At 65.6% G+C, this 26650-nt stretch carries 25 protein-coding genes and 1 tRNA gene; 11 read left to right on the forward strand and 15 right to left on the reverse strand.

The features are described from left to right. Positions 1 to 55 precede the first annotated feature (55 nt). Entirely contained in the window at positions 56 to 3238 is a 3183-nt protein-coding gene (locus tag LT974_RS11590) for an adenosylcobalamin-dependent ribonucleoside-diphosphate reductase (RefSeq protein WP_232587808.1), read from the reverse strand. 352 nt (positions 3239 to 3590) lie between these two features. On the opposite strand from LT974_RS11590, the gene LT974_RS11595 reads away from it, so the two are divergent. Then, positions 3591 to 3779 (forward strand): hypothetical protein, encoded by a 189-nt coding sequence (locus tag LT974_RS11595; RefSeq protein WP_232587809.1) that lies wholly within the window; start codon positions 3591 to 3593, stop codon positions 3777 to 3779. Here the strand turns inward: LT974_RS11595 and trpG are convergent, their stop codons facing one another. From trpG to trpD, 4 genes are read right to left on the reverse strand one after another with little or no spacing between them, the layout of a single operon-like run. Continuing rightward, positions 3780 to 4373 carry an anthranilate synthase component II gene (gene trpG, locus LT974_RS11600; RefSeq protein WP_232587810.1) on the reverse strand — a complete coding sequence of 198 codons (594 nt, stop codon included), beginning with the start codon at positions 4371 to 4373 and terminating at the stop codon, positions 3780 to 3782. Continuing rightward, entirely contained in the window at positions 4370 to 5947 is a 1578-nt protein-coding gene (gene trpE, locus LT974_RS11605) for an anthranilate synthase component I (RefSeq protein WP_232590255.1), read from the reverse strand. Before trpE ends, trpG begins: the two co-directional genes overlap by 4 nt. 26 nt (positions 5948 to 5973) lie before the next feature. Further along, positions 5974 to 6621 carry a phosphoribosylanthranilate isomerase gene (locus LT974_RS11610; protein ID WP_232587811.1) on the reverse strand — a complete coding sequence of 216 codons (648 nt, stop codon included), beginning with the start codon at positions 6619 to 6621 and terminating at the stop codon, positions 5974 to 5976. Then, on the reverse strand, positions 6618 to 7628 hold the full coding sequence (gene trpD / locus LT974_RS11615) for an anthranilate phosphoribosyltransferase (RefSeq protein ID WP_232587812.1): 1011 nt from the start codon (positions 7626 to 7628) through the stop codon (positions 6618 to 6620). Before trpD ends, LT974_RS11610 begins: the two co-directional genes overlap by 4 nt. 149 nt (positions 7629 to 7777) lie before the next feature. On the opposite strand from trpD, the gene LT974_RS11620 reads away from it, so the two are divergent. Next, positions 7778 to 7852, forward strand: a tRNA-Val gene (locus LT974_RS11620). 847 nt (positions 7853 to 8699) lie between these two features. On the opposite strand, the gene LT974_RS11625 is transcribed toward LT974_RS11620, so the two are convergent. The 3 genes from LT974_RS11625 to LT974_RS11635 form a co-directional block, all read right to left on the reverse strand. Next, entirely contained in the window at positions 8700 to 9158 is a 459-nt protein-coding gene (locus tag LT974_RS11625) for an SHOCT domain-containing protein (protein WP_232587813.1), read from the reverse strand. Positions 9159 to 9233: 75 nt separating this feature from the next. Then, a complete protein-coding gene (locus LT974_RS11630; protein WP_232587814.1) occupies positions 9234 to 10244 on the reverse strand; it encodes a tyrosine-type recombinase/integrase in 1011 nt (336 codons plus the stop codon). Positions 10245 to 10542: 298 nt separating this feature from the next. Beyond that, the gene (locus LT974_RS11635; protein ID WP_232587815.1) at positions 10543 to 10764 is read right to left on the reverse strand and encodes a hypothetical protein; all 222 of its coding nucleotides are present in this window, start codon (positions 10762 to 10764) and stop codon (positions 10543 to 10545) included. Between the two features lie 120 nt (positions 10765 to 10884). Here LT974_RS11635 and LT974_RS11640 point away from each other — a divergent pair, with 120 nt between their 5' ends. Continuing rightward, positions 10885 to 11205, forward strand: a complete 321-nt coding sequence (locus tag LT974_RS11640; RefSeq protein ID WP_232587816.1) for an antibiotic biosynthesis monooxygenase family protein — start codon at positions 10885 to 10887, stop codon at positions 11203 to 11205. A 64-nt stretch (positions 11206 to 11269) separates the two neighbouring features. Next, positions 11270 to 11884, forward strand: coding sequence for a TetR/AcrR family transcriptional regulator (locus LT974_RS11645; RefSeq protein ID WP_232587817.1), 615 nt, complete (start codon positions 11270 to 11272; stop codon positions 11882 to 11884). Positions 11885 to 11986: 102 nt separating this feature from the next. Here LT974_RS11645 and LT974_RS11650 read toward each other — a convergent pair whose 3' ends face one another. From LT974_RS11650 to glpA, 5 genes are all read right to left on the reverse strand, one after another. Beyond that, on the reverse strand, positions 11987 to 12550 hold the full coding sequence (locus LT974_RS11650) for an NAD(P)/FAD-dependent oxidoreductase (RefSeq protein WP_232587818.1): 564 nt from the start codon (positions 12548 to 12550) through the stop codon (positions 11987 to 11989). Positions 12551 to 12655: 105 nt separating this feature from the next. Next, a complete protein-coding gene (locus LT974_RS11655) occupies positions 12656 to 13405 on the reverse strand; it encodes a pirin family protein (protein WP_232587819.1) in 750 nt (249 codons plus the stop codon). Positions 13406 to 13501: 96 nt separating this feature from the next. After that, a complete protein-coding gene (locus tag LT974_RS11660) occupies positions 13502 to 14866 on the reverse strand; it encodes an anaerobic glycerol-3-phosphate dehydrogenase subunit C (protein ID WP_232587820.1) in 1365 nt (454 codons plus the stop codon). Then, positions 14863 to 16137 carry a glycerol-3-phosphate dehydrogenase subunit GlpB gene (gene glpB / locus LT974_RS11665; RefSeq protein WP_232587821.1) on the reverse strand — a complete coding sequence of 425 codons (1275 nt, stop codon included), beginning with the start codon at positions 16135 to 16137 and terminating at the stop codon, positions 14863 to 14865. Before glpB ends, LT974_RS11660 begins: the two co-directional genes overlap by 4 nt. Beyond that, the gene (glpA, locus tag LT974_RS11670) at positions 16127 to 17836 is read right to left on the reverse strand and encodes an anaerobic glycerol-3-phosphate dehydrogenase subunit GlpA (RefSeq protein ID WP_232587822.1); all 1710 of its coding nucleotides are present in this window, start codon (positions 17834 to 17836) and stop codon (positions 16127 to 16129) included. The genes glpB and glpA overlap by 11 nt, the downstream gene beginning before the upstream one ends. Positions 17837 to 18134: 298 nt before the next feature. Between glpA and glpK the strand changes: the two genes are divergently transcribed. The 4 genes from glpK to LT974_RS11690 all read left to right on the forward strand — a co-directional run bounded on the left by glpK (position 18135) and on the right by LT974_RS11690 (position 22058). Further along, a complete protein-coding gene (gene glpK / locus LT974_RS11675) occupies positions 18135 to 19667 on the forward strand; it encodes a glycerol kinase GlpK (RefSeq protein WP_232587823.1) in 1533 nt (510 codons plus the stop codon). Between the two features lie 326 nt (positions 19668 to 19993). Beyond that, positions 19994 to 21163, forward strand: coding sequence for a Cdc6/Cdc18 family protein (locus LT974_RS11680; protein ID WP_232587824.1), 1170 nt, complete (start codon positions 19994 to 19996; stop codon positions 21161 to 21163). 8 nt (positions 21164 to 21171) lie between these two features. Then, complete coding sequence (locus tag LT974_RS11685; RefSeq protein WP_232587825.1) at positions 21172 to 21651, forward strand: FKBP-type peptidyl-prolyl cis-trans isomerase; 480 nt, start codon at positions 21172 to 21174, stop codon at positions 21649 to 21651. Positions 21652 to 21713: 62 nt separating this feature from the next. Next, positions 21714 to 22058: a hypothetical protein gene (locus LT974_RS11690; RefSeq protein ID WP_232587826.1), complete on the forward strand. Its 345-nt coding sequence runs from the start codon at positions 21714 to 21716 to the stop codon at positions 22056 to 22058. A 9-nt stretch (positions 22059 to 22067) separates the two neighbouring features. Here the strand turns inward: LT974_RS11690 and LT974_RS17835 are convergent, their stop codons facing one another. Together LT974_RS17835 and LT974_RS11695 are read right to left on the reverse strand one after the other, a co-directional pair. Continuing rightward, on the reverse strand, positions 22068 to 22169 hold the full coding sequence (locus tag LT974_RS17835) for a zinc-ribbon domain-containing protein (RefSeq protein WP_330166348.1): 102 nt from the start codon (positions 22167 to 22169) through the stop codon (positions 22068 to 22070). Positions 22170 to 22195: 26 nt separating this feature from the next. Then, on the reverse strand, positions 22196 to 22513 hold the full coding sequence (locus tag LT974_RS11695; RefSeq protein ID WP_408611685.1) for a lycopene cyclase domain-containing protein: 318 nt from the start codon (positions 22511 to 22513) through the stop codon (positions 22196 to 22198). A 107-nt stretch (positions 22514 to 22620) separates the two neighbouring features. Between LT974_RS11695 and LT974_RS11700 the strand changes: the two genes are divergently transcribed. The 3 genes from LT974_RS11700 to LT974_RS11710 all read left to right on the forward strand — a co-directional run bounded on the left by LT974_RS11700 (position 22621) and on the right by LT974_RS11710 (position 26624). Continuing rightward, positions 22621 to 23763: a CBS domain-containing protein gene (locus tag LT974_RS11700; RefSeq protein WP_232587827.1), complete on the forward strand. Its 1143-nt coding sequence runs from the start codon at positions 22621 to 22623 to the stop codon at positions 23761 to 23763. 130 nt (positions 23764 to 23893) lie between these two features. Continuing rightward, positions 23894 to 24310: a hypothetical protein gene (locus LT974_RS11705; RefSeq protein WP_232587828.1), complete on the forward strand. Its 417-nt coding sequence runs from the start codon at positions 23894 to 23896 to the stop codon at positions 24308 to 24310. Positions 24311 to 24461: 151 nt separating this feature from the next. Continuing rightward, positions 24462 to 26624: an alkaline phosphatase PhoX gene (locus LT974_RS11710; RefSeq protein WP_232587829.1), complete on the forward strand. Its 2163-nt coding sequence runs from the start codon at positions 24462 to 24464 to the stop codon at positions 26622 to 26624. The last annotated feature ends 26 nt before the right edge of the window (positions 26625 to 26650 follow it).

Raw genomic sequence — 26650 nt, forward strand, 5'->3', positions numbered from 1 at the left:
TCGAATGAGAGAAAGAGAAAGACCGCAGTGGCGGTAGTCGGTTAGTGGTTCGGAATCAGCACTCGCTCCAGCCACAGGATTCGCAGGTTTTGCAGCCTTCGCTGTAGTACAGCGTCATCGAGCCACAGTCGGGGCATTCGGGGCTCTCGCCCGCGTCGATGAGCGACTGCGTGGCGTCGTCCTGCTGTTGGCCGTCGCCGCCAGCGCCGGAGGGGCCCTGCGGGCCGCCGACAGGGGGCTCGGAGGCAGCGCCGCCGTCAGTCTCGGGCGTGGTGGCGTCGTCGGTCACTTCGCCGAGGCGCTGCTGCTGGGGGTAGGCGGCGCGGTCGACGTCGCCGTCGAGGTAGCGCCGCAGCGCGGTGCCGAACGCGTCCGGGATGGAGTTGACCTGTGCGCCCTTGTCCCACGCGACCTTCGGCGAGCGGATGCCCTGGAGCTTGTCCGCGATTTCCTCGGGGTCGACGCCCGACCGCAGGGCCACGGAGATGGTCTTCGCGAGCGCTTCGGTGAACGAGCCCGTGAAGCCACCGGAGTTTCCGGTGTTGGCGAACAGCTCGAACGGCCGCTCCTGCTCGGGGTCCTCGTTGATGGTGACGTAGAGCTTCCCGTAGCCCGTGTCGATGCGCTGGGTGACGCCGTGGAGGAGGTCGGGGCGAGCCTGCTTCTCGGCGAACTCGCCGTCGAAGGCGTCCTCCTCGCCCGCGAAGATGTCGCGGAGGTCCTCGCCGAACGCGGCCTGAACGTCCTCGTTGTCGAGGAAGCCCTCGATGCCGCCGAACGTCTCCTGGATGGTCTCGACGATGGCCTCGGCGGCCTCGTCCTCGTCCATCTGGGAGAACTCGGTGTTGTCCGCGCGCGTCGTCAGCACCTGCTTGCTGCGGGTGCCGTCGCGGTAGACGGTGACGCCCTTCCCGCCGTTGTCGTAGATGTAGCGGTAAACCTCGTCCATGTCCTCGACCGAGGCGTCGTTCGGGAAGTTACACGTCTTCGAGATGGCGGAGTCGACGCCCTGCTGGCAGGCCGTCTGGACCGCCGCGTGGTCCTTCCCGGAGAGGTCGGAGGTCACGACGAACAGTTCGCCGATGGGGTCCGGAACCGTCTTCAGCCCTTCGACGCCGTCGAACTCGTTGTTCGACATCTGCTCCTGGGCTTCCTTCTTGACGGCCTCGACGTCGATGTCGTTGGCCTCCAGCGTGCGGAGGAAGTAGTCGTCGAACTCCACGAGCATCTCGTCGCCCTGCACGTCGTCGCTGACGTTCTTGTAGTAGGCGACGTTGTAGATGGGCTCACAGCCGCCCGTGGTGTTCCCGACCATCGAGGTCGTGCCGGTCGGCGCGATGGTCGTCGTGTTGTGGTTGCGAATCGGGAAGCCGTCCGCCCAGTCCGCGGGGTCCTCGCCCGTGTGGTGCTCGAACCACTCGGGGTAGTCGGTCGGGTTCGCGTACTTGGACTTGTCCCACTCGTCGAAGCTCCCGCGCTCCGTGGCGAGGTCGTGGGACGCTGCCTTCGACCCGTGGTCGATGTGGCGCATGACCTGCCGGGCGATCTCGTTGCCCTCCTCGCTGCCGTACTTCACGCCGAGCTGGATGTACAGCTGCGCGAGACCCATGACGCCGAGGCCGACCTTCCGCATCTCGGCGACCTTCTCTTCGATCTCCTCGACGGGGAAGTCCGACATGGTGACGACGTTCTCCAGGAAGCGCGTCCCCATCTCGATGCGGTGGTCGAACTCCTCGTTGTCGAGCGCGTCCTCGAGGAAGCGGTCGACACCCGCTTCGAGGGTGTCGAAGTCGTGTTCCTCGCTCCAGACGCGCCAGTCGGGGGCGTCCTGAGCGGCGAGCGTCGAGAGGTTGATGTGGCCGAGGTTACACGCCTCGTACTCCTCGAGGGGCTGTTCGCCGCAGGGGTTCGTCGCGAGGATGCGGTGGTCGGGGTGTTCCTCGACGTCGAAGGAGTGCTGCTTGTTGACGCGTTCGAGGTAGATGACGCCGGGTTCGCCGTTCTCGTGGGCACCCTCGACGATGCGTTCCCAGACCAGTTCCGCGGGCAGCGTGAGCTCCTCGCCGGGCGTGACGTACTCGCCGAGCCCGTACCGGGCGTACATCTCCTTGGTTTCCTCGGTGGCGATGTGGGGTTCCTCGGTGCGCGGGTTCGTGAACGTGTACTCCTCGCCCGCTTCGAGGGCCTCCATGAAGCCGTCCGTGACGCCCACGGAGATGTTGAAGTTCGAGAGGTGGCCCTCCACGGCGTTGCGGAGGTGTTCGGGGACGCGGCCGTCCTCGTCGATGAGTTCGCGGGCCTCTTCGAGGGCTTCCGAGAACTCCGTGTACGTGTAGTCGTCGGGGTCGTTGAGTTTGAGCGTCTGCGCGAGGCTGACGTCCTTGTTCTTCGCGTGGATGAACTCGATGACGTCCGGGTGGCTGATGCGCATCACGGCCATCTGTGCGCCGCGGCGCGCGCCGCCCTGTGCGATGGTCTCGCACATCTGATCGAACGTCTCCATGAACGTCAGCGGGCCGGAGGCGATGCCGCCGGTGGAGCCGACGGTGTCGCCGTACGGCCGGAGCTTCCAGAACGCGTACCCCATGCCGCCGCCGGACTGGAAGACTTCCGCGGCTTCCTTGGCGGTCTGGTGGATGTCGGTGATGTCGTCGTCCGGGGAGTCGACGAAGCACGCCGAGAGCTGCTGGAGCTCGTCGCCGGCGTTCATCAGCGTCGGCGAGTTCGGCATGAACGAGAGGTCCTCCATCAGGTTCTGGAACTCGTCACGCTGGGCTTCGACGTGGCTTCGCACGTCGTCGTCGAGTTCGGGGACGACCGTGTCGTACGCGAATTTGTTGACGTTGCTCTCGGTGAGCTCGACCTCGGCGTCGTCCTCGGGGGAGATGTCGTCGTCGACGGCTTCGCCGTCTGCCTGAGGCGTCTTCGACGCCTCTCTGCCGAAGACCTCAGTGGTGAGTTCGTCGCGGCGCGGGTGGTCGGGCTTGAGCTGGTCGGGCGTGACCGTCACCGGCTCGTCGCTCTCGTAGACGACTTCCGCGAGCGCGATGTTCTTCGCGACGCGCTCGAAGAGGTCCTCCTGTTCTTCGACGTGTTCGCCGTCGGCGTTCTTGCGGAGGTAGCGCGCCGGCAGGATGTTGTGGTAGGCGTTCGCGGTGAGGCGCTCTTCGAGCGAGTCGCCGGTGGTCCGCTTGATGGGCAGGTCGACTTCGTCCGCGGAGACGTTCGGCGTGCTCATTGACACTCACTCCTCAGTACAGTCCGTGTGGTGGGTTGTTGGTGTATCATGTATGGTCTACTTCCGGGTGTCGATGGGGACGACAAGGTACCGGGCACGGGAGGTTAGTAGTTGCGTTTCCGGCCCCCCGTGCTGGCGGTCCCCAAAGCGGCCCGAGTCTGCGTGGCTGAACCGTTGGGCTGGGACCGATATAATGGTACCCAAAGCGCGGTGAAAGTGGCCGACTGTGCCCGACTGAAACCACCGACGTGACCCGGGTTTCAGTTTCGGCCGTCCAGTGGAACCGAAGGGGGCACGCGAGTCCGGCCCGACTGCCCCCTCGCTTAAGTCGGTGGTCTGCGTGGACCCGAGCATGCTCGCTGCACTCGCGCTCGCGCTCGGCGGCCTGACGTCCTCCCCGCTGGGCACGCTGCTGGTCGCGCTCGTCGCCATCACAGTCATCGTCCTGGTCGGTCGCTTCGTGCTCAGCGTCGCGTGGAAACTGCTCGTCGTCGCGACGGTGCTGGTCGGCGCGGCGTGGGTCGTGACGACGCTGCTGTAACTAGACGGACGCGAGGAAATTCTCCACGAGGTCGTGACCGGCAGCCGTGAGCACGCTCTCCGGGTGGAACTGCACGCACGTAATCGGGTGCTCGCGGTGACGGACGGCCATCGCGAGTTCGGTGCCGTCGTGGTCGGTGCGCGCCGAGACCTCGAAGCAGTCCGGAATCTCGCCGCAGGCCAGCGAGTGGTAGCGCGCCGCCGGGAAGCCCTGGTCGATGCCGTCGAAGACGCCGCAACCGTCGTGCTCGACGGGACTGGTCTTCCCGTGCATCGGCTCGGGCGCACGGTCGACCGTCCCGCCGTACTCGTAGACCGCGGCCTCCATCCCGAGACAGACGCCGAGCGTCGGCACCGCCGGACTGACCTCGCGGAGCACGGGCGCGGTGACGCCGACGTCGCGCTCGTTCTTCGGGTGGCCCGGGCCGGGACTGATGACGATTGCGTCCGGGTCCACGTCGCGCACGTCCTCGATGCTCGCGGTGTTCTTCAGGACCGTCGTCTCGGGACGCTCGCCGTCGACGCGCTGCTCGGAGACGTACTCCACGAGGTTGTACGTGAACGAGTCGAAGTTGTCCACGAAGAGGACGTTCATCTCTCCACCTCCGGCGTCTCCGGCTTCTCCTCGGCGTCTTCGCGGATGCGCTCGACGGCCGCGAGCACGCCATCCATCTTCGCCTCCGTCTCGTCGAACTCCGCCGCGGGGTCGCTGTCCGCGACGATGCCCGCGCCGGCGCGCACGCGGAGGGTGTCCTGCTCGCCAGTATGACCGATTGTCGCAGACCGAATCGTGATGGCGAACTCGGCATCGCCGTTCCACGAGAAGTAGCCGACGCCGCCGCCGTAGATACCGCGCGGCGACGCTTCGAGCGCGTGGATGTGCTCCATCGCGCGCACCTTCGGCGCGCCCGACAGCGTGCCGGCGGGGAAGGACGCGCGGGTCGCGTCGAAGGCGTCTTGGTCGTTCTGGAGCGTGCCGGTCACGGTGGACTCGATGTGCTGGACGTGGCTGTACTTGAGCACGCGCATGAACTCGGGGACGCGCACGCTCCCGGGTTCGCTGACGCGGCGCACGTCGTTGCGCGCGAGGTCCACCAGCATCGTGTGCTCGGCGCGCTCCTTCTCGTCGGCGAGCATCTCGCCGGCGAGCCGCCGGTCCTCGACGGGACTCGACCCCCGGGGGCAGGTGCCCGCGATTGGGTTGTTGAGCACCGTGTCGTCGTGGACGGCGACCAGCGTCTCGGGGCTCGCGCCGACGACCGTGCGGTCGTCGTGCGAGAGCAAGAACATGTACGGCGAGGGGTTGACGTCGCGCAGTGCGGCGTAGAGGCCCCGCGGGTCGACGTCGCCGTCGAGTTCGCGCGTGCGGGAGACGACCGCCTGGTACACTTCGCCGTCCAGGACTGCTTCCTTCGCTTTCGCGACGCTGTCCTCGTACTCGTCGCGGGCACCGGCGCGCTCGTCGGTGACGCGGAAGCCACCGAACTCGGGCTCGTCCGCGTCCGCGAGTTCGCGCTGCACGCGCTCGGCTTCGGCAACCAGGGCGTCGTAGACCGCGTCGGGGTCGTCCTCCTCGCTCACGAGCGGCGTGAACACCAGCGAGACGGTGTCGGTCGCGCGGTCGAAGACGAGCGTGCGCGTCGTCAGCACGAACTCGGCGTCGGGCAGCGGCGTGTTCGGCCGCTCGACGCCGACTTCCTCCAACCAGAGGTCGTAGACGGCGTCGTACGCGAGGAAGCCGACGAGCCCGCCGTCGAGCAACTGGCGGTCCTCGTCGGGGAACCCGCGGCGCTCGACGTCCGGGAGCGTGCCGCGGAGCTGGTCGAGCACGTCGCCGTCGCCGGCGTCCAGGAACTCCGTCACGCGGTCGTCGCAGAGCGCCTGCACCTCCGTCCCGTCGGGGTGGGCGGTGACGACGGCAGCGGGGTCGTAGCCGACGAACGAGTAGCGCGCGTGGCGGTCCTCGGTCGCGTCTGACGGCCGGAACGCGCCGTCCGGGTCGCTCGCGGACGTCTTCTCGGCGCTCTCCAGCAGGAAGCCGTACTCTCCTTCCGTGAGCGTGGCGTACGCGGACAGCGGCGAGATGCCGACGTCGAGGCTGGCGGCGACGCGGACGACGGCAGGACCGTCGGCCGCGAGGTCCGCGAACTCGCCGCGGGTGATGTCCAATCGTGCAGAGGTCTCGTCGGCGTCGGTCACGCTTCCACCTCCCGGTGTTCGGTCGCGTTCGCGACGAACCGCCGGACTGCGTCGTGGTCCTTCTCGCCGCCCGTGCGCTCGACGCCGGAGGCGACGTCGACCGCGAACGGCTCGACGGTCGCGGCGGCTTCGGCGACGTTTTCGGGCGTGAGCCCGCCCGCGAGCACGACCGGCGAGTCCACGCTGTCGGCGAACTCGCGGGTCGCGTCCCAGTCGTGCGTGCGGCCGGTGCCGCCCGCGCCCGCTTCGTCCACGGAGTCCACGAGCAGCGCGTCGGCGACGTCGTCGTAGCGCGCGCCCTCGGGGTCGGCGGCGTCGACGGTCTTCAGCACGGCTGCCGCGGGCGTGTTCGCCGCGACGTACGCGACGTCACTCACGGGACCGTCGCCGTGGAGTTGGACCGCGTCCGGATTCACGCGCTCGACGAGCTCGACGGCGCGTTCCGGGGATTCGGGCATCGTCACGAGCACCGTGGTCACGAACGGCGGCGTGGCGGCGACGAGGTCGGCGGCGCGCTCGACGCTCACCTCGCGGGGCGTGTCCACGGGTACGTCGACGATGAACCCGAGCGCGTCCGCGCCGGCGTCGACGGCCGCGCGGCGGTCGCCGTCGTTCGTGAGCCCGCAGATTTTCGCGCGCGTCATCGCGTCGCCATCGAGGGGCCGCGGAGCGTCTCCAGCGTCTCTCCGGCGGCGCCCGAGTCGATGGCTTCGGCGGCGCGCTCCGCGCCTTCTTTCAGCGAGTCAGCCTCGCCGGCGACGTGGATGGCCGCGCCCGCGTTCGCGAGGATGATGTCGCGCTTCGGCCCGGTGACGTCGCCGGTGACGATACCGCGGAGGTCGCGGGCGTTCTCCTCGGGGGTCCCGCCGGAGACCGCTTCGATGGGAGCCCCGTCCAGCCCGAAGTCCGCGGGCGTGACCGTGTACTCCTCGATGTCGCCGTCGTCGAGTTCGGCGACGACGGACTCGCCGTGGAGCGCGAACTCGTCGAGGCCGTCGCCGTGCACGACGAGCGCGTGGTCGACGCCCATGTGCGAGAGCGCGCGAGCGAGCACGGGCACGAGGTCGGGGTCGTAGACACCCACGACCTGCGCGTCCGCGCCCGCCGGGTTCGTGAGGGGGCCGAGCACGTTGAAGATGGTGCGGATGCCGAGCTCGCGGCGCGGCCCGATGACTGCCTTCATCGCGGGGTGGAACGCGGGCGCGTGCATGTAGCCGATGCCGTGGTCCTCGATGGTCTCCTCGACCGCCTCCGGGCTGGCGTCGAGGTCGACGCCCACCTCGTCGAGCACGTCCGAACTCCCCGACGACGAGGAGACGGAGTAGTTGCCGTGTTTCGCGACGGGGACGCCGGCACCGCTGACGACGACCGTCGACGTCGTCGAGACGTTGATGGTGTCGTAGTCGTCGCCGCCCGTCCCACACGTGTCGACGAGCGGTTCGCGGTCCGGGTCGATGGTGTGGGCGGCGTCGCGCATCCCCTGCGCGAACCCCGCGATTTCGGTCTCGGTCTCGCCTTTCGCGCGGAGCGCGGCGAGCAGCGCGCCGATTTCCGCGTCTGTCGCGTCCTCGAACAGTCGGGTGACGGCGTCACGCGCTTCGTCGAGGGAGAGGTCCTCGCCGGCGGTGACGCGCTCGATGTATTCCTCCATTATGGACACCAGTGTACTTCTTCGCGTTATAGTGTACAACTTTGTACAGCGACTTAACTCTGCCGGGGCACACACCCCCACGCGGGTGCCGATTCGAAACCTTCAACTATACCCCCGGACTACGCTGGAATGCGTTCGAAGACCGCCGCGGGTTGGTGGTCTAGTCAGGCTATGACACCTCCTTGACATGGAGGAGGTCGGCGGTTCAAATCCGCCCCAACCCACTACACTCCCTCCGGTCGTGTTAACCGCACGACGGCGGGAACTTTTCCACAACTTTCGGCGCTGAGAACGAGGTATATCGCTCTCAATTCATTCCGCTTCGCAACGCCCCACTACGATGTCCGGTGATTAGGACCTAATTTACAGAATAGCCCTGTTCGGTTGTAAATCTATGGGAGATCCATAACGACGAGAAGGCGCTAGCCGATAGTAGCCCAGTTAGAACAATAATCAATCAGGGGCGGCGTAGAATATGTGTAAGTCACTCAGAAAATTTTGGAGTTTCAGTAGGGTTTCCGGACTGCCGCAATTTTATGATTGGGCGATTATTAGCGTATTACTAGTGTATATATCCAAAAGGATGCCACCAGCCGGATGGTTGCATATCTGAAAAATTGATATGCTTTGAGGGCGGTGTGAGCGGACTTTTTTCAAAAATATGCAGCAAACCCCTTTTGTCCTATTAAATCTTCTTGAGGAGTCTATAAGAGAGGTTAAAATCGATTTTGGTACCATAACAGTCGTCCCATTCGACAAGAAGGGGCGCTCCCGACGTCCCTTTGAATGACTGTATAGGATAGATCTTATGGGATAGACCTTTTAGGATGTCTCAAACTCCGTTTCAATACTGCGGTCACTTCTCGTCGTTAAGGAGTGCTGTAACCAAGTAATTAAACTTCGTTTCAGTAAGAGTTACAATCTAAATGGGGTACTACTGAGGACAATAGTATGTATACAATATATGCTTTGGTAAGAGTTAACACACAGATTAGATAGTTTGAGAAGACAGAATTAAACTATATACAGATATAACTGACTGAATGTAAAAACTGCTGAGCACGGAGTATTCTACTGTAGAACATCAAGGCGCTCCTCGTACTCCTCCTTAGAGATCTCTCCCTCCGCATATTGTTGGCGAAGTGTTTCAATAGCCGAGTTGTCTTTTCCGTTTTCCGCCACATGGTTTGTTTGGTTGTTCCGTAATCGGTTAATTTCCTCCCGTAATTCCTTAAACTCCTCATTATGCAGGAAGTTGAATCCGACTGTGTTTTCGTCATCAAACTGTTCAAAGAATCCGTCTCCACTTTCTTCATGCCCGCTTTCACCGAACTTTATGTGTCCGCCGGAAAAATAAGTGGCCTCCTCAAGGTTAATCCCTGAAATTTCGTTTAGCGGAATAGTTTTAGATGGTGGTTTATGGAAGGGGATGTATTGGCTCAAGAACCATTCATTTGTTATTTTAATTCGGTCTTTGTATAGTGTAACCTGAGCCCCCGCGCCTTTTGCAAACTGAATCTCTTCACTCATTTGTAATTAAACTGGTCTAGTATAATATATTTAAATTTGGTGGTGTTATACACCAATCATTACTACCTAAGGTGCCTACACGTTCTCAAGATATTCTCGTCGCACCTCCGCTTTCTCCTCTTCTGTACGGGAGTCATAGTGCTGTTCCAGCACTTTCCGACTTACATTCATTCGCTCAGAAACCACATCTTTGGGGACGTCTGAGTTTAGGTGTTCAGTTATCGCACTCCGCCGGATCGGATGGGGACTAACAGAAGAGGGGCATTCATAGGATTTCTTAACGCGTTTGCGGGCACTACAGTCCGCTAATTCTTTTTCGTGAGGACATTCACCCGTATACTGACAAGGCTCCGTTAAGTGTTCCGTGTAAAGCCGGAGTGTTTGTGTAGTTGCCCGCCCTTGCCGAGTCGGAAATAGGGGCTTCCTGTCGTACTCGTCTGTCTTATCCAAGCGATTGTGTTTGATATAGTCGGAAAGAGCGCCCTTCAGTCCATCCTGAGAAACGTAGACTGCGCGCTCTCCCTCTTCTCCATTCTTCAACGGTGTACCTTCTTCGGGGCGGTGGCGGACGTGTAGAAGATGTTTGTCGGGCTTCCAGTCATCGACGTCTAATGCACGAATAGACCCAATTCGCATTCCGGAATGATACAGTAGGTAGAAGAGAACGTGATTCCGTGAGGCGTAGTCAAACTGCTGGTAGTATTCTAAGATAGCATTAACTCGTTCCGGGGCGATTGTAGCGTCTCGCACGGGGTTTTCCGGTCGTGGTATATCGAGTTTGTCCGCCAGTCCATCTTCTACAAGTTCCCGTTGTTCACACCACCGGAGCAAAGCCCGGATTGACATTAGGTTGTTATACAGGGTTTGCTCGTTAATTTCAAAATTCTCCCTCCTCCATGTCTTATACTGGTTTACAACGTACCCGTTCAGATCCCCGATATCCTCAATCTCAATTTCTTCAGTCCATTCAACAAACGAGCGGAGGTGGTACTTCTGGTTGACAAGGGTACTTTCCCGAACCTCGTGTTTTCGTTCGTTCTGGAATTGGTCAATAACTGTCTGCGGCGATTCGGTGAATTTCGTCATGGTTGGGTTTGATTGAGCCCGAACCACCGGCATCGATGGACTGCCTGTGTTGTGGAGGAGTCGGCGGTTCAAATCCGCCCCAACCCACTTCTCAGCGAACTAAACCGGCCAGCGACGGCTCTGTCGCTGGCCGTGTGCCGATGTAAGTGGCGTTGGCGGATTTGAACCACGGAAGTCGCGCACGGCGAACGCAGTGAGCGAGCACGTCTTCCGGAGGTCCACAATCCGCCCCAATTCGCTCTTGCCCCTCAATTCACGCCGACGAGCTACAGAAGATTTTCGAGGAGACCTGCCTTGACTAACAACAACTGTCGCCGCCGGGACGCCACGAGCACGCGTCGCCGGTCGTGAGACCGTTCTCGTCGATGTACGACGACAGACACGCGTAGTTGCAGAAGTACGTCGGGGAGCCACAGTCGTCGTCACAGTCGCGAACACAGATTGGGTCGTGGTCGAAGATGCGCGACCCACAGTACGCACACGTCTCGTCGGAGTCGGGCGTCGCGACAGTCGTGGACATACCGGAACTAGACGGCGCGCCACCGAAAGCGTTTCGCAGACCAGCGGTTCGGTCGCAGGACGTCGAATCCACGACTTCGGGTAAGCCTCTTGTTCCCTGCCGGCGATTGCAGCGGTATCGATGTACCTCGTCACCTTCCGCCTCGATCCCGGAGCGTACGACGACGAGTTCCACGAACTCAACGACCGGATACAGGCAGCCGCCGAAGACACGGACGGGTATCGCGGCAAGCGCACGTGGAACGACCCGGAGAACGACGAGGTGCTCGTCGTTTACTACTGGGAGTCGCTCGACGCCCTCGATTCGTTCGGCGCCGTCGACGACCACAAACGAGCGAAACAGCGATGGACGGAGTGGTACGACGCCTACGAAGTCACCGTCACGGAAGTGCTAGATAGGTACGGCAGCGGATTCGGCGACGACGCAGACCCGCCCGCGTAGTTTAATCGTCGCCGGCCGGCCGACGAGGAAACGGATATGAGTCTACCGCCCCAAGAGAATGGTAATGAGCGACGCAGACGGAATCGTCGAGGCAAACGACACCCGCGAGGAGATCATGGAGGCGACGTTCCGGGCACTCAGCGAGCACGGGTACAAGGACCTCCGGGTGCGGGACATCGGCGAGGAGATGGAGCTGTCGCGGCAGGTCATCCACTACCACTTCGACGGGAAGTACGACCTGCTGTCGTCGTTCCTGGCGTACATCATCGACCAGTACGAGGGCAGCGTCGAGGTCGCCGAGGACATGGACCCGCGGTCGGAGTTGGACGCGCGCATCGACCAGTGTCTGTTCGGGCCGGAGTTCGAGGAGTTCACGCACTGGGACCGCATGAAAGTGTACCACGAACTGTACGCGCACGCGCAGAACGACGACGAGCACCGCGAACTCTTCGAGGAGCACTACGCGCGGCTGCGCGGCAGCGTCGTGGCCGTCATCGAGGACGGCATCGAGCAGGGGGTCTTCCGCGAGGTGAACGCCGAACGGATGGGCCAACTCGTCACGGACGTCATTCACGCGGCCCGCGAGCGCCGCATCTCCCTCGGGCACGACGACGCGCCCGAGGAGGCGCGCGCGGCCATCGACGAGTTCGTGCTGGACTCGCTCGAACGCGGCGACTAATCCGCCGACGGCCGCTGCTTCTCTATCGAGCGCCGCGTCCACGAGTGGGACACCCGTCGCTGGGCACTCGCACGAAAAATATCGGGTGAGAATCGGGGCGCGTTACAGTTCGGGGACGTCCGACGGCATGTCGAAGTCGTGGTAGTACTCGCCCTTCTCCTTCGAGAGGATGTCGAGGACGGCGGCCGCGCCGTCACCGACGGCGATGGCGGCCTGCCACTTCGTGTCGCGGCCCATCGCGCCGGTCGCGTAGACGCCGTCGACGGACGTCCGCATGTCGACGTTCACGTCGACGACCTCCTCGTCGGTGAACTCGCAGCCGAGGTCTTCCGCGAGGTCGCGGTTGCCACCGGTCGCGAGCACGACGTAGTCGGCCTCGTACTCGCCGTCCACCGTCGTGAGGACGAAACCATCGCCGGATTGCTCGACGGCGGTGACTTCCTCGTCCTCGTGGAGGTCGGCCCCGCGGGCCTTCGCCTGCTTCTGCGCGATTTCGACGAAGGTCATCCCGTCGATGGAGCGGACGCCCGGGTAGTTGAAGAGGTGGGCCTTGTGCATCCACGTCTCGTCGGTGTCGAAGACGACGGTGTCGAGGTCGTTCTTCGCGGCGAACTGTGCTGCGGACAGGCCGGCGGGACCGCCGCCGACGACTGCTACGTCTACCATGGGCGTGCATGCGTGCTCTCAGAGGAAGTAGTTTACCATCCAGTAAAATCCGGCAAGGGCTGCCGAGTCACCGAACGCGACCCACAGCGACGACGCTACCGCCGTTCAGAGCACAAACGGGCCGCGCTGCTGAATCGGCTCGTCGTGTGGTTGGCCGGCGACGGCGACCACGCGGAGGTCGGACTCGTCGCGGAGTTCGACCGCGGTCTCGTCCGTGACCGTGAAGACGTCGCCCTCGCCGAACTCGCTCCCATCCACGGTCCCCGTGCCGGAGACGCCGTAGACGAAGCCCGTCCAGCCCTCGGGAATCGTCCACTCCCACGCGTCCGACACGCGGACATCCAGATACTCCATCGGCGTGTGGAGAGAGAGCGGCGACCCGTCGCCGACGACCGTCGTCACCGTCGCACCCTCGTGCTCCTCGGTGGGCAGGTCGGCCTGCGTGGCGTCGACGTAGTCGGGGTCTGCGTCCTTCTTCGCGCGCGGGAGGTTCACCCAGAGCTGGAGCCCGTTGCAGCCGCGGCCGCCGGCGGGGAACTCGGAGTGGCGGATGCCGCTCCCGGTCGTGATGCGCATCGCGTCGCCCTCCTCGGCGACGTTGCTGACGCCCAGCGAGTCCTCGTGGTCCATCCCGCCGTCCACCATGTAGGAGACGATTTCGAAGCCGCGGTGGGGGTGCATCGGGAACCCCTGGTCGGGGTCGATGTAGAACCGCTCGAAGAGGACGAACGGGTCGAGGTGCTCGGGGTGGTGGCTCGTCGGGAACGCGCGATTCGAGTTTACGCCCGTCCCGTGTCGGACTCGTTCGCCGGGAACGGGACCATCTGGTAGCTGCTGGCCGTCGTTGGCGTTCATGCCTCCCCTTGTTTACCAAGCAGTAAAACAGGTCCGGTGGGAGCATCGTTCACCCCCTCCGCGCGGACCTGTTCGCTGGCTGTGAATCGGCGGACGTCATTCCACCACCGCCGCTTCGAGCAGTTCCAGCGGGTGGCGGACGTCGTAGCCCGTGCCGTGCTCCATCTGCATCGCGCAGGTCGGGCACTCCGTCATCCCGGTCTCGCCGTCGGCGGCTTCCATGTGGTCGAACATCTCGTCGCCGATTTTCATGGAGGTCTCGTACTTCTCGGCCTTCCAGCCGTACGTCCCGGAGATGCCCGAGCAGGAGTCGCCGACGTCCTCGACGCCCACGCCGTCCAAGTCGCCGAACAGTTCGACCGCCTGCCGGTCCAGACCCTGATTGCGGGCGTGGCAGGGCGCGTGGTACGCGAACTCCGCGGCGAGGTCGTCGCCGACGTCGGCGTCGGCGAGTTCGCCGTCGAGGTCCTCGTGGATGCGGAGGTACTCCACGGACTCGAAGGTGTTCGCGGCGACGTCGTCGATGCCGTCGATGTCGAACAGCTCGGGGTACTCCTGACGAATCGCCATCGAACACGACGTACAGGAGGCGATGGCGTCGTAGCCCTCGTCGACGAGGTCGGCGAACGAGGAGACGTTGACTTCGGCGTCGCGGCGCGCGTCCTCGAGCATGCCGTTGGCGAACATTGGCGTGCCCGAGCAGCCCTGCTCCGGGACGACGATTTCGTAGCCGAAGTGCTCGTAGACGCGCACGAGCGCCTTCGCCACCTCGGGGGTGTTGTACTCGGCGTAGCAGCCGTGGAAGTACGCGACCTGCTTGTCGGCGTCGAACGGTTCGCCGCGGCGCTCGCGGGCCTCGCGGGCGCGTTCTTTCGAGCCGGCAGCCCCGCCCTGCGCGGCCCACCACTCCGTGAACGTCTCCGTCGCGAAGTCGGGGAACTCGCGCTCGCCGGTGACGCCGAGCAGTTTCTCGCCGAGCCAGCGCGCCGGCCCGAAGTTCGCCGCGGCGTTCGCGAGCCGCGGTACTTTGCTCGCGAGCCACGCGGACTTCCGGTAGTTCGCAAGCAAGCGGTTCCGGACGTACTCCACGGAGAGTGTGCTCATCTCCTCGCTGACGTACTCGCCGCGCGCGGTGTTGTGCATCTGGGAGAGCCCCACGCCAGACGGACACGCGTTGTCGCAGCGCATGCAGTTCGAGCAGTCCATCACCGAATCGTCGATTGGGTCGTCGTCCCGGCGTTTGAGTCGCCACTGCTCGGGCCCCTGGAACTTCGGGCCGGGGAAGTCGTCGTCGACCTCCGCGACCGGACAGTTGGTGTCGCAGGTCGAGCACTTGTAACAGGAGTCCGCGCCCGGGCGCAGGTCGAAGTCGTCGCTGTCGTCGAAGACGTCGACGGGCTCGAACTCCTCGCCGGTGTTCGGTGCCACTGGGTCGAAGTCGGTGGATTGGCTGTCACTCATCGTGTCTCCTCCGCGGCGCGCCGGCCGGCCGCGTAGCCCGTCGCAATCGAGACGCCGCCGCCGGACTTCTCGGCGGCGAAGTCGTAGCCGCCGAGCACGCTCCCGGCGGCTCGCAGGTTCTCGAACTCGGTGCTCCCGTCTGCGGCCTCGGGCCGCAGGCTGTCGTCGGCCGCGACGCCGAATTGCGCGAACTGGTGGTCGCCGAACACGTCGTCCGCGAACCAGTCGTAGCGGTCGGCGGCATGGGCAACGTGGCACTCAAAAATCGGCTCGGAGACGCCCTCGCGGTCGGACTCGACGCCTTTCCCGACGAGGCCGCCGGTCGCGAGCACGTACTGGTCGGCGGCGTTCGGGATGCGCGCGCCGTTCTTCTCGACGTACACCTGCTCGATTCGGTCGCCGCCGTCGTAGTCGACGACCGGGTTCCCCGTCTCGATGCTGACGCCCGCTTCGTCGAGGGCGTCGAACAGCGCGTCCTCCAGTCGGAGCCCCGGCAGCGAGGGCGGCCCCATCGGCACCTCGAAGACGGCCACGCCGAGTTCGTCGGCGAGCGCGTCGCGGACGGCCGCCGCGTCGTCGTCGCCGAGAATCGCCGGGAAGCCGACGCGCTCCTCGCCGTCGAGTTCGGTCTTCACGCGGTCCGCGAGCGCTTCCCTGACTTGCCGGTCGTGGCCGTCGACGGTCACCGTGCCGTTCGTGTCGAGGAGTTTCGCGTACCGGGTGAGTTTCGCGTCCGCGCGGAGGTCGCCCGGGAACCGAATCGTCGCGCCGCGCACGTCGAACGGCACGCCGGCGGCGTCGAGGTGCGCAGCCGCCTGCGGCGCGTCGAAGTCGACCATCGCCTCGAAGCCGACGAGGAGGGTGTCGCGGTCGTCGCTGGCGACGCCGGCGCTCGCGCCCGCGGGGTAGCGCGCGGTCGGCTTGACGGTGCCGCCGTGAGTCGGCAGCAGCGCGTTCGCGTCCGTGTGGTCGCCCCGGTAGTGGGGCGCAGCGTCGTCGAACAGCGCCAGCGCTTCGCGGACCGTCTCCACGCCGACAGTCTGGTACGGGTGTGATTCTGGGAGGTCCGGTATCGCGTCGAAGGGGTCGACGAGCGGGCCGTCTCCGTCGGGCGTGTAGCCGAGCACGTCCACGAGCCCCGAGGCGTGCCGGAGCGTGCTCTGCTTGTAGGAGACCAGCCGGGTGTCAGCGCCCGCTCGTGCCGCGGCGAGCGCGCTCGTCAGGCCCGCGAGCCCCCCGCCGACGACGAGGACGTCGGACTCAATCGCCACGGTTGCCTCCGTCCGTTCGGGCCGCCTCGGAGCCGCCGTCGAAGGCGGCGAAGTCCACGTCGTCGCCGTCCGCGGGGTCGTTATCGCGGTTCTGCGTGGTCGCGTGCAGCGCGTAGTTCAGCATCGCCTGCGAGAGCTGCTCGCCCCAGAGTGCGTGGCGCTGGCCCTTCCAGCGCTCCTGTAGGAGGTCGTCCCACGCTCGTCTAGCCGTCGCTTCGTCGTAGCCGCCGTCGCCGTGGAGTTCGCTGGCCATGCGGTGCGCGCAGAAGCCGCCCTGGCAGTTCCCCATCGACGCCCGCGTGCGGATGCGGACGGCGTTGAGGTCCGACCCTGATTGCCCGATGGCGTCCTGGAGTTCGGCGCGCGTGACGCCCTCGCACTCGCAGACGACCGGGTTCGGCTCCTCGGTGGCGAGCACGTCGTCTGCGCGCGACCCGAGGCGTTCGACGCTGCGCCGGCCGATTGGCGAGCGCAGGCCGAACTCGTCCATGTAGTCGCGGAGCACGGAGAACTCCTCGCTGCCTGGGAGGGGGACGTCCGCAGTCCGGCATTCGGCGTCGACGCCGAACCGCTCGCAGACGTGGTCGGCGACCGACTCCGCCATCATGCGGTAGGTCGTGAACTTCCCGCCGACGACCGTCGTCATCCCGGGGAGGTCGTCGCGGTCGGCGTGGTCCAGCAGGAAGAAGTCCCGCGTGATGTCCGTCGGATCGTCACTGGCCACGTCCGGCGGCTCGTAGAGCGGGCGCACGCCCCAGAACGAGCGAATCGTCCGCGCTTCGTCGAGCATCGGCACGAGCTCGGCGAGCGTATCGATCAGCTCGTCGACTTCCCACTGCTCCTCGGGGTAGTCCTCGGGGTCGTCGACCTCCACGTCGGTCGTGCCGAGGATGGCCGTCGTCTCGTGCGGGACGACGATGTCGGCGTCGCCCTTCGGCCGGCAGCGGTTGACGACGGTGTCGATCTGCCGGACGTTCGTGACGGTCATCACGCCCTTCGAGGGCCGGACCGCGATATCCACGCCCGCCATGTCGCCGATGCGGCTCGCCCACGCGCCCGTCGCGTTGACCACGTGGTCAGCGAGGATCTCCTCGGTACCGCCCTCCCGGCCGTGGACGTGCTTGCCGGGGCCGGAGGCGTGTTCGACTTCGAGGCCGACGACCTCGTCGTCCTCGACGAGCAAGTCGGTGACCGTGGAGTGCGTCTCGACGCGCGCGCCGTGTTCCTGCGCGCTGGCGGCGTTCGCCACCACTAGCCGGAACGGGTCGACCGCGCCGTCCGGCACGACAATCGCCTTCTCGACGTCCTTCGCCAGGTGGGGCTCCATCTCGCGAGCCTCCTCGCCGGAGATGACGTCCGCGGGGATGTCGCAGGCCTCGCAGCCGCGGAGTTTCTCCTGGAAGTAGTCCTCGGAGTCCTCGGGGCGCTTGACGAAGAGGCCGCCGGTCTCCTCGACGCAGTGGCTCGCGATGTCCCGGAGCACGCGGTTCTCCGCGATGCACTCCCGCGCGCTCGCCTGGTCGGCGACGGCGTACCGGCCGCCGCTGTGGAGGAGGCCGTGCATCCGGCCGGTCGTGCCGTGCGTGAGGTTGCCCTGTTCGACGAGCGTCACGTCGAGGCCCCGCATCGCCAGGTCGCGAGCGATGCCGGTGCCCGTCGACCCGCCGCCGACGACGGCGATGTGTGGTACCGATGCCATCTGTGCTCGGGTTCGACACCCACACACTTTATTTTATCGTGGAATCCGACTCCACAGTAAATTTGAGTGCGTTCGGGTCGGTTCGCGGTGGGTGAACGCGCATCCACGGGCGCAGATTCCCGAATACTGCCGAACCCGGAACCGAGGACGAGTCGGGGAGACGCCGCTCGCGGCCGCGCGAAGCATCTTTATCCCGACTCCGAGACCTACAGCAACATTTATTATAGTCCGTTCTTATTTACTGTCAGAGCGGCGAAGTCGGTAAACTAATCGGCTGCCACACGGAGCACACCAACCCATGCCAGACACGTACGTCGGCTCGATAGACCAGGGGACGACCGGGACCCGCTTCATGGTCTTCGACCACAGCGGGCAGGTCGTCGCGAACGCCTACGAACAACACGAACAGCACTACCCCGAACCCGGCTGGGTCGAACACGACCCCGTCGAAATCTGGGAGAACACGAAGGCGGTCGTAACCGAAGGCCTCGACGCCGCCGGCCTCGACGCCTCGCAGTTGGAGGGGCTCGGCATCACGAACCAGCGCGAGACCACCGTCGTGTGGGACGCCGCCAGCGGCAAACCCATCCACAACGCGCTCGTCTGGCAGGACCGCCGCACGACCGACCGCGTCGAGGAGCTCGAAGCGAACGGCACCGTCGAGGAAATCCGGGCGAAGACCGGCCTCGAAGCCGACGCGTACTTCTCCGCGACGAAAACCGAGTGGATTCTGGACAACGCCGAACCGCTGAAGCTCCAGACCTCCCGCACCCAGAACCTCCGCGACCGCGCTCGCGAGGGCGAACTCCTGATGGGCACTATCGACGCGTGGCTCATCTACAATCTGACCGGGAACCACATCACGGACGTCTCGAACGCCTCCCGGACGATGCTGTACAACATCCGGGACCTGGAGTGGGACGACGACCTGCTCGACGAGTTCGACGTCCCCGCCGAAATGCTGCCCGAGGTCCGGCCGTCCTCCGACGAGGACCTCTACGGGCACACCGACCCGGACGGCTTCCTCGGGGCCGAGGTTCCCGTCGCGGGCGCGCTCGGCGACCAGCAGGCCGCGCTGTTCGGACAGACGTGCTTCGACGAGGGTGACGCCAAGAACACCTACGGCACCGGCTCGTTCTACCTCATGAACACCGGCAACGAGGCCGTCGAGTCCGACCACGGCCTCCTCACCACCATCGGCTTCCAGCGCTCTGGCGAACCCGTCCAGTACGCGCTGGAGGGCTCCATCTTCGTCACGGGGGCCGCCATCGAGTGGCTCGAAGACGTGGACCTCATCAACAACGCCGCCCAGACCGCGGAGCTCGCGCGCTCCGCCGAGTCGACCGACGGCGTCTACATGGTCCCGGCGTTCACGGGCCTCGGCGCGCCCCACTGGGACGGGCGTGCTCGCGGGACCATCGTCGGGATGACCCGCGGCACGGAGAAGAGACACATCGTTCGCGCGACCCTCGAGTCCATCGCCTACCAGACCCGCGACATCGCAGAGGCGATGGAGGCCGACTCCGGCGTCGAGACCACGTCGCTGCGCGTGGACGGCGGCGCGGTGAAGAACAACTTCCTCTGCCAGCTCCAGTCGGACATCATCCAGACCAACATCGTCCGGCCGGAGGTCGACGAGACCACCGCGCTCGGGTCGGCGTACGCCGCCGGCCTCGCGGTCGGCTACTGGGACGACGTCGACGAACTGCGCTCGAACTGGCAGGTCGACCGGCAGTTCGAGCCCGAGATGGAGGAAGCGAAAGCCGACAAGATGTACGGCCGGTGGGACGACGCCGTCGACCGCTCGCTGGACTGGGCCCAGGAGGACTAACTCGTGTACGGGATTCTCCAACTGCCGGTCGTCGGCATGGAAGTCGAGCCGTTCGCCGTCCTCCTGATCACCGCGCTGGCGGGCGGCGCGTTCGGCGCGGGTAGCAGGCTCGCGGGAGCGGTCGACGAGCGCGTGTTCTACTCGCCCGCGCGGCACTCACGTCGACCCCGCCGCGATAGCCATCGCCGTCGTGATGTTAGTCCTCGGCATCCTCTACCTGCTGGGCGTCGTCCCGAACGCGGGGTACCTCGGCCTCTAAACCGCACCAACCCCGGTCCTTTTTACTGCGTGGTTGGTCCTGTGGATAACGAACACTTCCCTACGCCATGGACATCGACGCGCGAATAAAGCGGCGACAACGCCGGGACGAAGGCCCCCGCCTCGTGCAGGACTACGAGGCGCTGGCACCGGTCACGCACCTCGACGAGCCGTCGGATCGCGGTCCCGTGCTCGAACGGCTGCTGGACCACCTCGACCCAGTGTTCGACAGCCGCCTGCCGCCGAACGCGTACGTCCACGGCCCGTGCGGATCGGGAAAGACCGCGGTCGTCACCGCGCTGTTCGGCCACCTCGAACGACTGTCCACGCAGACGCAGTCCGTTATCTACACGAGCACGCGCGCGGGGTCGCCAACCACGCCGGGGTTCGTCTACGTCGACGCCCGCGAGACGAACAGCGAGTTCGCGTTCTACCACCACGTGCTGGACGCGCTCGTCGACGAGCGCGTCCCCGAGCACGGCATCGGCACCGAGGAGATACGCGACCGCCTCCACGAGCGCGTCGGACAGTCGCGGGGCGGCGTCGTCGTCGGTGTCGACCACGTCGGCGCGCCGGACAGCACCGACGCCGACCGCCTCGTCGAGCTGTTCGCGGGGCTGCCGAGCAACGCGAGTTGGCTCGCAATCGGCCGCAAACCCCCGGCTGAGACGGCGCTCGCGGAGTACACCGCGACGACGATTCGGGTTGAGCCCTATCGACGCCAAGTGCTCGTGGACGTGTTGATGACGCGCGCGTCGGAGGGGCTCGCCCAGCAGGCGCTCACGCACGAACTCGCGCGCCGCATCGCGGACTGGGCCGACGGGAACGCCCACGACGCGCTCGCTGCGCTGTTCGTCGCAACCGACCGCGCGAACCGCGCCGACCACGACCGGCTCACGCCCGCGGACGTCGACGCGGCGATAGCGGAGGTGCCCGAGCCGTCGGCCTCGCTGGGGCGCGTGCTCGCGCTCCCCGAGAACAAGCAGCTCGTGCTCCGGGAGCTGGTCGACCTCGACGCCGACGACCGCGACTCCGTGACCGCGACGACGGACGCAATCAGCGCCGCCGTCGACCTCTCGGCGGGGACGGTCAAGCGTTACCTCTACGAGCTGGCCGAGAGCGGCGTCGTTGAGCGCGTGCAAGCCGAACAGCGCGCGGGAAAGGGACGACCGCCGAGCCGCGTGGAACTGCGGTTCCCGCCGACCGCGTTCCGCCGGCTGTACGACCTCCGGCAGTAGCCCACACGATGACAGAACCTATCGAACCCGGCGACCGCGTGCGCCTCGCGTACGTCGGCCGCTTCGAGAACGGGAGCGTGTTCGCGACCTCGGACCCCGAGGTCGCCGCCGAACACGGATTACTGGAGGCACAGGGCAAGGAACGCGGGGAGTTCGAGCCGCTGTCGTTCACCGTCGGCCGCGGAGACGTCATCGAGGGAATCGACGACGCGGTCGTCGGGATGAGCGCCAACGAGGAAGCCGAAGTGACGGTCCCGCCGGAGGCGGCGTACGGCGAGCACGACCCGGAGCGCGTGCGCGAGTACGACCCCGGGACGTTCGAGGGGATGGTCGGGCAATCGCCGGCGGTCGGGCTCCACGTCGAAGCGGAGAACGGCCTCCACGGGGACGTGACCGTCGTCACCGACGAGCACGTCGCGGTGGACTTCAACCACGAACTCGCGGGGAAGACGCTGGTTTTCGACGTGCGCGTGCTCGCCGTCGACTGAGTACTCGACCGCGCGACGCTCGCTTTCCGACTGTTTATCGTGCTCGCGGGCGGTCTACTGGTATGGGCATCGAGGCGGCCGGGACCGTCCTGAAAGTCAGCCACCAGCACGGCACGGACACGACGAGCTCGTTCGATGTCGAGCGGCTGCCCGCGGTAGACGCGGCGGCGTACGGCGCGGTCTACGAATCCCGGAGCGTCGACCTCGACGCACCGCCCGCGGACGCGAACGTGACAGTCACAGTGCAGAGCGCCGCGGGCTCGTACTCGGTGCCGTGCCGCATCGTCCGCGAGCTGCGCCGCGTCGACCCCTGGGACCGCGACGTCTGCGTTCGCATCCCGCGGGACAGCAACACGCCGTTCGACGACGCGCGGTTCCGTACGATTCTCGAAGCCGGCACCGATTGACGAGCCCAATCAGTCCAGTGCTGCCCCGCAGTCCGGGCACTCCTCGTCGACGACGGTCACCTGCGCGTCGCAGTGCGGACAGAACTCCAGCCAGCACGCGCGGTCTCCCATGTGCTCGCGTACCACGGCCACGGCCTTTAGTCCTGCTCGTGGATGGTCTCGTGGAACGCGACGACGAGCGCGGGCACGACGACCATGAAGATGTGCTCCTCGACGGGGATGCCGAGGACGTCCACGCCGGTGCGGAGTTGGATGGCGAACACGCCGATGGTGAGGGTGTACCAGTCCCAAATGTAGGCGATTGGGTAGAGCGCGGCGACGGTGACGCCGGCGCGGCGGAGCGCGTCCGCGCGGTAGAGGAAAACGAACGCAAGCACGCCGAACGCGACCTCCGACGCGAGGTACGTGTACGTGCCGAAGACGGCACCGATGTCCGGAATGCTCACAAGTAACACGGGTCACAGTATGTGCTCCAGTGGCAAAACTCTGGGAGGGAGTCCGGGGTTCTGGAAGCCGCAACAAAGTTGAAGGCGCTGGTCCGCGACGTTCCACTCGAACGCCCATGGATATCTCTGACATCGCTACGAACGACTACATCGAAGTCGAAGCCGAACAACGGTTGGGGAAGGCTCGCTCTATCTTCGAGGGGGAGAACCCGAAAGGCATCATCGTCACCGAAGCCGGCCAGTACGAGGGCGTGCTCACGGAGCGCAAGCTACTCGGTTCGCACATCGAAGACGACACGCGCATCGCCGGGCTCACGATGCCCGCGCCGAAAATCGACCGAACCGAGGACATCCGCGACACCGCGCGCATGCTCGTCGAGGGTGGCACGAAAATCGCACCCGTCTTCGAGGCCGGCGACCTCTGGGGCATCGTCACTGAGGACGCCATCCTCGAAGCCGTTCTCGACAGCCTCGACGCGCTCACGGTCGGCCAAATCTTCAGCGAGAACGTCGTCACCATCGAGGAGGACGACAACATGGGCACCGTCATCAACCGCCTCCGCGAGCACGGCATCTCGCGGCTGCCGGTCGCCGACGAGGACGGCTTCCTCACCGGCGTCGTCACCGTCCACGACGTCGTCGACTTCGTGGTCCGGGACATCTCCAAGACCACGCGCGGCGACCGCAGCGGCGAAGTCGAACGCATGCTCGACCTCCCGGTCTACGACGTGATGTCCAGCCCCGTCGAGACGGTCTCCGTCGAGGACTCCGTCCAGGACGCGGTCGAGACGATGCTCGACAACGACTACTCCGGCCTCGTCGTCACGCCCGCCGACGACGACCGCGTCGTCGGCGGCGTGCTCACCAAGACGGACGTGCTACGCGCGCTCTCCTACACCGAGGAGGACCGCATGGACGTCCAGATTACGAACATCGAACTGCTGGACGCGCTCTCCCGCCAGGAGATTCAGGAGCGCATCGAGGAGGTCGCGAACAAGTACAGCGACATGAACGTCCACCACGCGCACGTGCGCCTCCACAAGCACAAGGAGAAGCTCCGCGGCACCCCGCTCATCATGTGCCAGCTCCGCCTCCGAACCAACAAGGGGCAGATGGCGGGCACCGGCGAGGGTTACGGCGCGGACAACGCCTTCTACATGGCGCTCGACCTCCTCGAGCGCAACGTCCTCGAACACAAGGGCGTCGAGCGCGACGAGGAGTACAAGGGCCAGCTCCTCCGCAAACTCAACCAACTGTAGACTACGGCCGACACGCCGCTCTCGCTCCCGTTCTCGCTTCTCGTTGGACGTCGCGTAGCCGACCGGAGTGCTATGTAGACCTATTAGAACAATTTTACTCGGCGTGCCCCGACCCTCGATTCGAGACACCATGCCACAGTCCGAGTCAGGCGCGGGGCGCGCCGGCGACGTGCACGAGGAGTACGTGTTGGGCGTTCGAATTCTGGAAACGAACGGCGACGGGGTACAGTATCGTTTCGACGCGCCCGACCACGCGACCGTCGAATTCGAGGACGCCGCTGCCGCGGAGTTGTACGCCGACGTCTACTTCGACGTGAACGGGTTCGTCGAGGACGGCACCGGCGAGCGCGGCGTGCCGCCCGCGGTGGTGCAGGGCGGCACGGACACGCTCGCGGCGTACCTGGTCGCGCAGTCCGGGATGAACGTCAACTGGGTCGCGTCGTTCTGCGGGCGGAAGCCGGGACAAGTCGAGCAGTACCTCTCGGCAGTCCAGTCGCGGGCAGCGGAAATCCGGCACGGCGTGTCCGAGCGCGACGTGGCGCAGTAGGCCGCGGTGGTCGGGTCGTCACGGAGAGGAAGTGGGGTCCAAGGAGGTTCGTCCGGGTTCGTACTGCTACGTACCCGTTCTTCGTTTATGACCCGTATATATCGAAATTATAAGCGCTTTTTCAGTCGTTTACCGACTCACTCGACGCCGCATGGTAGACATCAATCGACGAACGTTACTGAAGTCGTCAGTGGCGGCGGCGCTGGGCGCGAGCATCGTGGGGACAGCAACGGCGGACGACGGGAACACGGCGGGCGCGCCGATGGTGGACGGCGACCTCAAGCGGTTCGCGACGACGGCGTTCGGCGCGGAAGTGACGGGGCCGTTCGTCGTCGGGAACGGGACGCTCATCTTCAGCCTGCAGCACCCGCTCGACCCCGACGAGGCGGCGGAGACACCGGCCGTGGTGAACGACGAGCGGTTCCAGGACGGCGGCATCGGCTACGTCAGGGGCTTCCAGTTCGAGGACGGTGCGGACAACGAGGAGTTCACCGAGCTGTCGACGCCGACGACCGCCGACGAGCAGGGGCGCGTGCGGACGGCGGGCGGGGAGTATCGGCTGCTAGCGCGGGAGAAACAGCCCATAGCCGGCGGCGATGAACGGCTCGGCGTCCCGAAGACGCCCGATGGGACGCCCGTCGACGAACTCTCGGGGTCGCAGTACTCCCAGTTCGGGAACGACCCCGACATGAACCAGTTCGTCGCGACGCCGGACGGCGAGTACGACGGCTACCTGTTCACGAACTTCGAGCAGACGCCGGGCACGCTCACGCGGATTCCGCTCGACGTCGCCGACGACGGGAGCCTCGCGGCGGACCTCGACGCCAGCACGAACCTCGCAAACACGGACAACTACCGGGCGGTCGGGGGCACGAAAATCAACTGCTACGGCGACCTGAGTCCGTGGGGGACGCCGCTCTCGGCGGAGGAAGAGTACGCCCATCCGCGCGTGTCGCTGTCCGCGACGGTCAGCGACATGGTCGAGAATGGGGGCGTGGGCCGGCGCGGCGGCGCGGCGTTCTGGAATCGCCCGAACCCCACCGGGATTTCGGGGCTGGTCGGCGAGTACTACGACACCGGCTGGTACCCGCAGGGGACGTTCGGGCTCGCCGGCACCGAACTGCTGGCGTACTACCTCGGTGCCGAGCGCCGCGACCAGACCGCCGACGGGAACGGACCCGCCCCGATTGGCGGGCGCTACCCGAACCGCTACGACTACGGCTACATCGTGGACTTCCGGAATCCGGACGCCGACGACCCCGCCGACGTCGAACCGGTGAAGTACTACGTGATGGGGCGGGCCGCGTGGGAGGCTCCCGACATCCAGCGCGACCAGCGGACGGCGTACCTCACCTCGGACGGGTCGAACAAGGGCATCTACAAGTTCGTCGCGGACCGCCCGATTCCGAGCTACCGCGACCCGATGGACGTCGCGGGGACGCTGTACGCGCCGCTGGTCACGAACAAGGCGGCCGCACGGGACAAACCGCCTGCGGAGGTGTCGCTGGACATCGAGTGGCTGGAACTCGGGCACGCGACCAACCGCGAGGTCGAGTCGTGGATTGCCGACTACGAGTACGTGACGCAGGTCGACTACCTCGAAACCCACGCCGAGACAGACTGGCGGGAGGACTTCGGGGCGGCGCTCGAAGAGGCCGACCGCGCGGTCGTCGAGAACGGCAACCGCGACTACATCACCGACGAGGAGATTCTGGAGTGGGCCCGACAGTACGAGGCCCGCGGCCCGAGCGAGGTCGACGAGGACCTGCGGCGGGTGCCGTTCCTCGAAACGCGGGCGGCCGCCAAGGAACTCGGCGCGACCATCGAGTTCCGGAAGGCCGAGGGCATCGACAGCGTCGACGACGCGACCCCCGGTGACTACGTCTACGTCGGGCTCTCGGAGGTCAACGACGGGTTCGTCGACGACGAGGGCAAGGTTCGGACCCAGCGCGTGGACGGCGGAATGGTCTACCGCGCCGAGCTGGAGTCCGACTACAACATCTCGACGCTGGAGCCGGTGCTCGTGGGGCCGGACGCCACGGACGCCAGCGACGTCGCGGACGACTCGCTGCTGAACGTCGACAACGTTTGGGTGATGGACGACGGGCGCGTGCTCTGCTGCGAGGACGCCGACCAGTTCAGCCGCTCGTACCCCAACGACTGCATGTACGTCTTCGACCCTGCCGACCGGCAGTCGGGCGGTGACGACAATCCCGGCCGCGGACGCGGGAACGACGAGTCGAACCCGGGCCGGGGCCGCGGTCCGGACGGCGACCGCGAGGACGAAGACGAGAACGAAGAAGACGACGAGTGAGGCACCTTCGGGCGAGCGTCGCCGCG

This window comes from Halobacterium noricense, assembly GCF_021233435.1.
Classification (GTDB): Archaea; Halobacteriota; Halobacteria; order Halobacteriales; family Halobacteriaceae; genus Halobacterium; species Halobacterium noricense.